Genomic DNA, 8715 nt, shown 5'->3' with positions numbered 1-8715 from the left:
TAAATCCCCCGATAAATTGGGGGACTTTGACTCTGGTTCCCCCTTTTTTAAGCTACGGTGTATACACAAGTCTCTTAGCCATTGCATCGGCTAACAATGGCATTGCATCCGCTAACAATGCCATTGCATCGGCTAACAATGCCATTGCATCGGTTGACAATGCCATTGCATCGGCTAACAATGCCATTGCATCGGCTAACAATGCCATTGCATCGGCTAACAATGCCATTGCATCGGTTGACAATGCTATTGCATCGGCTAACAATGCTATTGCATTGGCTTGTAAAAATTAACCTACCCTATGTTACCTAGCAACTCGAAAAAATTTGTGTATACACGGTAGCTTTTTTAAGGGGGGTTAGGGGGGATCTAAACGCTGTGAGGCAACTCTCAAAGACTTGTGTATACACCGTAGCCGCTCTTCGGGAGGGGTTGGGGGTGGGGTGTTAGAGACTTTTGCAAGAGGTCTAATGGCATTTCCCATGCTATGAGCAAAGCTCATCAAGCTAGGTTTTTAAGACTTGTGTGTATACCGTTCCTTGTTCCCAGGCTCCGCCTAGATGCATTCATTGATTCAGAGACTCAATAGACTTGTTCAGAAATTGATAAAATCGTTGCCACCAAATACTTGCTATCGGCCAAGTCAACTCGCAGACAGTGCCTTGTGGAGAGTTAGGAAATCGTCGAAACTTACCTCTCAATTGTCGGGCTAAATCTTGAGCTTGGCTTGTGCCTTGCCCGCCACTTTGATACTTTTTAGATTTATTTGCAAATCCATTATCAATTATTTGTAGACAATATTCCTTCGACGATCGCGTACAAATAACATCAAGGCGGGTAGCTCCTTGGGAATGTTTGCCAACATTACATAAAGCTTCTTGCAAAAACAGGTACAACCCTCGCTTTTGATTTGTATTGAAGTTGCACTCTTCTAATGGTTCAAAATTAGGAGCAATAAAACTTTGGATGGTTGTAAATCCTTGAAAGTTTCTTCTTAAGGTAATGTCGTAGACATAATAAAGCATCTCAGAAATTGGAGTTTGTAAATCGATAACTTCACTTCCCTCTAAATAAAGACTATCACTGCGACTAAGCATTTCTTGACTGAGATATTCAGGAATAGTCCGTAACTCTCGATTAAGTTGTTCAAGTTGCGATCGCAATTTTTCCAGCTCTATCTCTTCCTCACCAAGACTTCTCAATATTACAGCCAGGGATTGCAGAGGCCCATTATGAATTGCTTCAAAAGAGCGCTTAAGAGTTAAACTGCGCTGTTCGAGTAGCGCTCTTAAATCTCGGTCAAAAAAAAATGTCGTCAGTCCGGCACTGGTGAAAGCTAACAAGGTTGGTACTAAAGGAATCCACCAACCCAAAATCAGTCCAACATAACAAATTCCGACGATTTCGATACTAGTTATACCAAGACTTAACAATGTTTTTGCCGGAGATTGCAGGATTAAACCCAGAATGATGCCGACTAAACCCCAAGTTAAAATCCATAAATACTCCCAAAATTCTGACCATACATTTAACAGTGGCCGTTTGTCTAAAACATGACTAATAATTTCACTTGTGGCATGAGCATGAACTTCTACACCATAAATCCATTGGTATTGATCGGAAGATTCGTCAACTCCTAAACCCGTGGTATAGAGTGTATTTTTAACTGCCGAGATGGTAAATCTATCTTTAACACTAGCAGCAGTCATGCCAATAATCACGATGCGATCGCGAATTAAATTAGGATCAATTTTATTATTAAGGACATCCCTTAGAGATATGGTGCGAAAAGGTTGGGGATGAGAGCGAAAGTTCATTAGCACTTGAAACCCATTGGCATCAGTTCCCACATATCCGCCAGAATTGGGGAGAAAGCGGACTAGCTGACTTGAACCGAACTTGATGGGATCGTAAGAGCGACTGCCATGAGTAAACTTTATTCCTAGTTCATGCAAATATAGTTGTGCTAAACGCAGAGGTAGGGAGTATTTCAGTTCTCCAGTATAAGTTTTACTTGCCATTAAGCTACGTCGCAGCTTTCCATCCGGGTCTACTATTGTATCTGCAAAGCCGACTCGTTCGGGAGGTAACTCCGGCGGTGGTTTAACATTAAAAGATTGCTTCCGATTTAATGCTACTTCAACTCCGATGAGATTTGGATTCTCTTTCCAGACAGGTGCAAGCTCGGCGTCAGCCGAACTAATTTTATCTCTAAAAAGGTCAAGACCGATGACTCTGGGTTTATAGGTATGTAAAATTCTCAACATTTGGGCAATTTCCCGATCTGGTATAGGAAATCTACCGACATAATTGATATCATCTTCATCAATACCCACAATTACCACTCGCGAATCAACGGCTTCATTAGGCCGTAGGCGCAGCAATTGATCGAAAGCCAGCCACTCTTGCGATTGCAACAATCCTGTTGAACGAACAAGTATAATTAATCCGATTACTGAAAGTCCTGGCAGCACTACTTCTCGCCAAAGTCTCAGTTCTTTCTGAGCTTTTTTCCATAAATTGCTTTTAGTAGAGAGTGCGAATTTCATCAGTTGATTAATCCGATTTTTCTAGCTGCGATTTCAATTTGAATTCTTAATTCTTTACCAGGTTCATCATAGACACCTAAAGTATCTTGCAGTCTAATCCAGTAGTTTCGGACAGTGCGATCGCTCAACTTCATTTGTTGGGCGATCGCTTTATCCGTTAACCCTTCTTGATATTTCAGTGTCAGTACTTCAAGCCATTTTCGGTCAAATTCTGGGCGCGATCGCAATTCTGAAGATAAATAAATAGAGCCGCGCAATGCCAAGTCAACTAACTTTAACATTTCGCGAAATGGCAAAGATTTATCCATCGCGGCAAAGCCACCTTCATAAGTATTAATTATCGGTTTGAGACGTACCAATGGTTTGACATTAGTACTCAGCACCACTAAATTAGGGGCGAGAGGGCTTGACATCAAAGTTTTGATCAATTGCATCCCAACTTCAATCTGAGCTTGAGATTGAGGTTTTTCTGGCAGACATAAATCAACAATTAGTAAGTCTGGGTGGTGACGTTCAAATTGCTGATATGCAGTCTGAGCATCCTGAGCTGCGAGGATTTCTGCTTCTGGATATTTTTCTTTGAGTGCTGGAATTGTACCTTGAAGAATTGCCTCATGGTCATCAACAACTAAAAATTTTTGCAAAGTTTGCTTTAGTTCTCGGCTCATAACTAGTTTACTTTTTAATATATTTATTTAACCTACTAAAACTATAGGATAGCTAAAAATTAACTTGCCATTTAAATGAAACTTATCGATCAATACTAGGATACAAATAATTAGCTAGTTGCGTGTTGCAGTTTTAGGAATTTAGTTTTCCAAAATTGGAAAATCAGCACTTTAGTTAAGGAATATAACAACTTGTTAAACTTGATGACGTAGTATCACTACTAGTTATGAGGAATTGAAAAGTCTTGTGAAAGCTAAATTAAGGTGTTATCAAAGCTGGGAATCACTGCTATATGCTTCTGAGGCGATGGGCTACGCCACAGTTTTGGCGATCGCAACTTTTGTAACAATTAATCCCGTCAACGCTCAAATTGTTCCTGATAATACCCTGCCAACAAATTCCAGCGTTGCGCCAGGATGCACAACTTGCACGATTGAAGGGGGAACGGTTCGGGGTAGTAACCTATTCCACAGTTTTAGCCAGTTTTCTGTACCTACAGGTGGGGAAGCATTTTTTAACAATGATGACATTTCGATTCAAAACATCTTCACTCGCGTTACAGGTAACTCGATATCTAATATTGATGGGTTGATTCGAGCAAATGCCAATGCAAATTTATTTTTAATCAATCCAAATGGAATTGTTTTTAATTCCAATGCTTCTCTTAATATTAGGGGTTCGTTTATTGCAAGTACAGCTAATAGTCTTAATTTTAGTGATGGTATTAAGTTCAGTACTGTAAATTCTCCAAGTCCACCTTTGTTGACTATCAATGTACCCATTGGTTTACAATTTGGGACGAATCCGGGAAAGATTCAGGTACTAGGTTCTAGTTTAGAAGTTGATCCTGGTCAGACCTTAGCACTTGTAGGCGGTAATGTGCAGCTTGATGGTGGGCAACTCCTAGCTAAAGCTGGAAATGTGGAATTGGGGGGTATGGCAGACACTGGTACAGTTGATTTGAATATTAATGGCTCATACCTTGGTTTAAGTTTTCCTGATGGCGTTGAACGCTCTGATGTATCTTTGAGCAATGGCACTAATGTTAATGTACTCGCTGGTGCTGGGGGTAGTATTGCGATCAATGCCCGTTCCTTGGATATCACTGGAGAAAGTACACAGCTACAGTCAGGCATAGCATCAAGGTTGGGTTCTGTTGACTCACAGGCAGGAGATATTGAAATTAATGCAACAGAGGCAATAAATCTGAATGGAAGTAGTATCTCTAATACGGTGCAATCAACAGCTGTAGGTAACAGTGGCGACATCAATATAACGACCGGATCGCTTTATGCAACAAATGGCGGTGTACTAAATACCGAAACCTCTGGACAAGGGAAGGCTGGCAGTATAAACATAGTTGCCCGTGATACCGTTTCCTTTGATGCGAGTTATGCATTCAGTGCTGTACGACCAACAGGCGTGGGCAAAGGTGGCAACATCAACATTACAACTGGGTCACTCTCTGTTACAAATGGTGGTGAGTTGGTTGCTACCAACTATGGTGGAAAGGGGGATGCAGGTAGTGTGAATATTACTGCCGGGGATACCGTTACCTTTGATGGGATAGGTAGCAATAGATTTCCGAGTGGAGCATTCAGCAATGTGTTCTCAAACGGGGTGGGTAACGGTGTCGGCATCAATATTACCACTGGGTCACTTGATCTGAAAAATGGCGCTGTATTGAATACCACAACCGAAGGGGAAGGAAATGCAGGCAACATCAACATCATGGCTGGGTCGTTTAGAGTGAGCAATGGCGCTGCACTCATTGCTGACACCTCTGGACAAGGGGATGCTGGCAATATAAAGATAGTTGCCCGTGATACCGTTTCCTTTGATGGGGCGAGTCCGACGAATAGACGCAATAGATTCACTAGGGCATCCAGCGCTGTACAACCAACAGGCGTGGGCAAAGGAGGCAACATCAACATCACAACTGGGTCGCTCTCTGTTAGAAATCGTGGCCAGCTGATTGCTACCAACTATGGTGGAAAAGGGGATGCGGGTAGTGTAAATATCTTTGCCCGCGATACCGTTGTCTTTGATAAAGGACTTGGTAATGACCCTACTGGAGCATTCAGCAATGTGTTCCCAAACGCGGTGGGCAACGGTGCTGGCATCAATATTACCACTGGGTCACTTTATCTGAAAAATGGCACTGTATTGAATGTCAGAACCGGAGGAGAAGGAAATGCAGGCAATGTGAATATAGTTGCCCGCGATACAGTCTCCTTGGAAGGAGCGGGCAACAATGGAAGCCCCAGTCAAGTACTCAGTACTGTAGAATCGACAGGCGTAGGCAAGGGGGGCGATGTTAACATTACAACCGGGATGCTGTCTTTAAAGGATAGGGCCAAAATAACGGTGAGCAGCCAAGGGTCAGGAATTGCAGGCTCATTAATAGTTAAAGCTAACTCTATCGATCTTGACAACGAAGCCACAATTAGTGCTGACACAAATGGAGGACAAGGAAATATTAATTTGCGATCGCGCGACTTATTACTTCTACGCCGAGGTAGTACCATTACCACCAACGCTACTGGTACTGCGACTGGTGGTAATATTACGATTGATACCAACAATCTAGTCGCGGTTCCAAAAGAAAATAGCGACATCACTGCCAATGCTGAAGATAGCTTTGGCGGTCAAGTAATTGTCAATGCTTCTGGCATCTTTGGCACACAGTTTCGTCTAAAACCCACGCCATTAAGTGACATTACAGCTAGTTCTGCTCGTGGTTCTGAATTTAATGGCGTAGTGCAACTCAACACGCCTGATGTTAACCCCTCTCAAGGCTTAACTGCTTTGCCCACAAACATCATCGATACTTCACAGTTGATTGCCAATAGTTGCATTGGACGGAGTAAACGGCCAGAAGGGAAATTCATTATCACAGGGAACGGAGGTTTGCCAGTGATGCCAGATGACCCTTCAATTGCACCCTATCAGACTTATCAGATACCGACTGTCCAGAGCGCAAGTATCTCAACGCCACAAGAAAACGCTCTCGACCCAAAAGACTCGATTACTAGCAACAAACCTCATAATGCTCCTAAATCTGCGCCACTGATTGAAGCTCAGGAATGGATGTACGGAGCTAATGGAGAGGTGATTCTTACTGCCTCTGCACCTGGTGTCCCTCCTCACGGTTTTTGGTCAAAACTCCCTACCTGTTCGGGTTCCTAAGAAGTTTTAGTTATCTTCGGAAATTGACTTTCCTATATAGGAAAGTCAATTTCCTAACTTGACGATGCGCGTCTAATTCAATTTATCTATTCTAAAAGAGTGAAGTGAAGGCGAACACCTAAAACGCGATCGCCGCACACACCAGAACAAACGCATCTAAATTACTCATAAATGCGTGAGTTCTAGCCATAAACCATTTAAAAAAAGGAGAATCCAATGATTGTTATTCGTGATTTAGAGCATTTGCTAAATACTCTAGATGCTGCTGAAGGAAGCAAGATTCAAGGTGGAGTAAACGTCCCTGCTGGCCCGATTTGGAATAATGATGATGCCAAAATTAAGTGTCCTGTTGTTGCGGCGGCAGCAGGTGGAACATGGGACGGCAATTGGACTACGACAATATGGGGGCAGCAGTCGGTTTGTAACATAGTGTGAGTAGAAAAGCAAAATTTGACCAATTAAAGGTTCACTAGACAAAAAACTTTTCTTGATACAACACAAACCAATACTGCTCGGTTAAGTATTTTTAACTCGGCATTGGGTTTGGGGAAAAGGTTAAAGGGTAAAGGGTAAAGGTTTTTTCTTTCCCTTTCCCCTTTACCCTTTTCCCCTTAACCGACAAGTATTGCAACACAAACACCCCTAACAACTGTAGTTAGGGGTGTGTTACTTCAATTTCTGTAAGGATTCAGGTGAAGGGGTATAGCCTAGGGTGTTGATTTTGTAACTTTTCAGGGGTTAAAAATTCATGCACAATCCTTTCCAATCCAAGGCTGGAGTAAAATTTGCAGTGGGAAAAGTTATTTTTCGCGTTCTTTACAGCGCTTTGCAACTAAATGAGGTACAGAACCAAGGATTCACAAATCAAATTATTCTTCTGCCTCCTGCCTCCTGCCTCAAAACCAGTGACTTTGTGCCTCATGAAAAAGAAAACTGCTGTAAGTAATGAGTAATAAGTAATGGATATAGGACTTACGCACAGGTAACGGAAAATCGAACCACAGAGGCACAGAGAACACGGAGGAATAAGAGTTTGAGAGGTATTTTGCGTAAGTCCTGGGATATTTACTCATTACTCATTACTCCTGCAAATTTGGTTCACCGATGATGACACCAAAACTGTATGAATAAAAAATGGGTAAATCTCATCAAAGTCAACACCCTAGGTATAGCCTCAAAAAAATCGTTAATTTATCCGAGAGTAATGGAAGAGGGTTATATGAATATTAAGCTAGCTAAATCAGGTTTTTTGATACTTTGCCTGATCTGTGCGATCGCCATAACTTTACTATTCGGTAATATATCTGCGAACTCTTATGAATCTCCCTCACAACCGAGTACCGCCTCAACTTCCACTTCAACGATGAATGCCATACGAGAGTGGAAGGGTTTAATCGAACCCTTTTTAGTAATGACAGCTGAATCACCCTTGCCTGGGTACAGCACTGGCACAATACTACCAGGAATACGTTTCCCAGATTTGGGGCAACAACATGTGGAAGTAGGTACTTCAGTCACTTATAACTCAAATCCACCAAGCTCTGGGCCGCACTACCCCTACCCAGCAGCGTGGGGTATATACAAAGATCCGCCCGCCGATGAATTTTTAGTACATAATTTGGAACATGGTGGGGTAATTATTAGCTACAACCCTAAGCAAATTAAAGATCAAGAGTTGACCCAGCTACAGCAGCAGGCGCGATCTTTGAGCTACTTTAATGGACGTATTATCCTGACACCACGGCAGAACCTCGACACAGCAATTGCACTCACCGCTTGGAATTACTTGCAGAAGCTTGACCGTTACAACTCTAAAGCAGTAAAGGTCTTTTATGATACGCACATTGTTCGAGGCCCTGAATGCCAGCAAGGGCGATGTCCGGGCTAATGCTTTGTTCTATGAATGAGGAAAGAGATACCTTGTTTCGATTTTTCGATTTATAGCATCGAATTGGTACAAGACCTTAACCACGAAGCTGCTGCTACTGTTAGTGGTGGTGCTTTAGACCTTTCAAGCTTACGTAATGGTAAGGATCGCGCTTAAATAAATAATCTCACAGGCAGATTTTCAAGTTTAGGCAATTTTAACAATATAGCATCTTGGTATCAGGTACAAAATACCTTCTAAGAGCAGACCTGGCGCTAACAACAACTTCGAGTCCGTCACTCCTGCATAATCAGCTCGGTTCTATTTCATACCGCAGACTAGAATTCTGAAAAACCTAAAACAGAAAAGAATGCTCTCACCTTCTTTAGGGAACTCCAAGAAATAAATTATCCAATATTGTGGGGTGGGCATCTTGCCATT

Annotated in this window: 7 protein-coding genes; 4 read left to right on the top strand and 3 right to left on the bottom strand. The window is 42.3% G+C overall.

Annotated features, from left to right (window positions below):
* Positions 1-52 precede the first annotated feature (52 nt).
* The 3 genes from ACM0OX_RS34275 to ACM0OX_RS34265 form a co-directional block, all read right to left on the bottom strand.
* Positions 53-265, bottom strand: coding sequence for a hypothetical protein (locus ACM0OX_RS34275; RefSeq protein ID WP_414519511.1), 213 nt, complete (start codon positions 263-265; stop codon positions 53-55).
* 301 nt (positions 266-566) lie between these two features.
* Complete coding sequence (locus ACM0OX_RS34270; protein ID WP_414519510.1) at positions 567-2549, bottom strand: CHASE2 domain-containing protein; 1983 nt, start codon at positions 2547-2549, stop codon at positions 567-569.
* The gene (locus tag ACM0OX_RS34265) at positions 2549-3217 is read right to left on the bottom strand and encodes a response regulator transcription factor (RefSeq protein WP_414519508.1); all 669 of its coding nucleotides are present in this window, start codon (positions 3215-3217) and stop codon (positions 2549-2551) included. The genes ACM0OX_RS34270 and ACM0OX_RS34265 overlap by 1 nt, the downstream gene beginning before the upstream one ends.
* Positions 3218-3464: 247 nt before the next feature.
* Here ACM0OX_RS34265 and ACM0OX_RS34260 point away from each other — a divergent pair, with 247 nt between their 5' ends.
* The 4 genes from ACM0OX_RS34260 to ACM0OX_RS34245 all read left to right on the top strand — a co-directional run bounded on the left by ACM0OX_RS34260 (position 3465) and on the right by ACM0OX_RS34245 (position 8451).
* Entirely contained in the window at positions 3465-6407 is a 2943-nt protein-coding gene (locus tag ACM0OX_RS34260; protein WP_414519506.1) for a filamentous hemagglutinin N-terminal domain-containing protein, read from the top strand.
* A 216-nt stretch (positions 6408-6623) separates the two neighbouring features.
* A complete protein-coding gene (locus tag ACM0OX_RS34255) occupies positions 6624-6842 on the top strand; it encodes a mannan-binding lectin (RefSeq protein WP_414519504.1) in 219 nt (72 codons plus the stop codon).
* Positions 6843-7626: 784 nt separating this feature from the next.
* A complete protein-coding gene (locus ACM0OX_RS34250; protein ID WP_414519502.1) occupies positions 7627-8295 on the top strand; it encodes a DUF3105 domain-containing protein in 669 nt (222 codons plus the stop codon).
* Between the two features lie 15 nt (positions 8296-8310).
* On the top strand, positions 8311-8451 hold the full coding sequence (locus ACM0OX_RS34245) for a hypothetical protein (RefSeq protein ID WP_414519500.1): 141 nt from the start codon (positions 8311-8313) through the stop codon (positions 8449-8451).
* The last annotated feature ends 264 nt before the right edge of the window (positions 8452-8715 follow it).

The sequence above is a fragment of the Nostoc sp. PCC 9305 genome (genome assembly GCF_963920915.1).
Taxonomy (GTDB): Bacteria; Cyanobacteriota; Cyanobacteriia; order Cyanobacteriales; family Nostocaceae; genus Nostoc.
This window is presented reverse-complemented; position numbering and strand designations above follow the sequence as displayed.

What these genes read in the sequence shown, in the direction of transcription:
- ACM0OX_RS34245 (WP_414519500.1), top strand. Translation starts at nt 8,311, where the DNA reads ATGAGGAAAGAGATACCTTGTTTCGATTTTTCGATTTATAGCATCGAA.
- ACM0OX_RS34255 (WP_414519504.1), top strand. Translation starts at nt 6,624, where the DNA reads ATGATTGTTATTCGTGATTTAGAGCATTTGCTAAATACTCTAGATGCT.
- ACM0OX_RS34250 (WP_414519502.1), top strand. Translation starts at nt 7,627, where the DNA reads ATGAATATTAAGCTAGCTAAATCAGGTTTTTTGATACTTTGCCTGATC.
- ACM0OX_RS34270 (WP_414519510.1), bottom strand. Translation starts at nt 2,549, where the DNA reads ATGAAATTCGCACTCTCTACTAAAAGCAATTTATGGAAAAAAGCTCAG.
- ACM0OX_RS34265 (WP_414519508.1), bottom strand. Translation starts at nt 3,217, where the DNA reads ATGAGCCGAGAACTAAAGCAAACTTTGCAAAAATTTTTAGTTGTTGAT.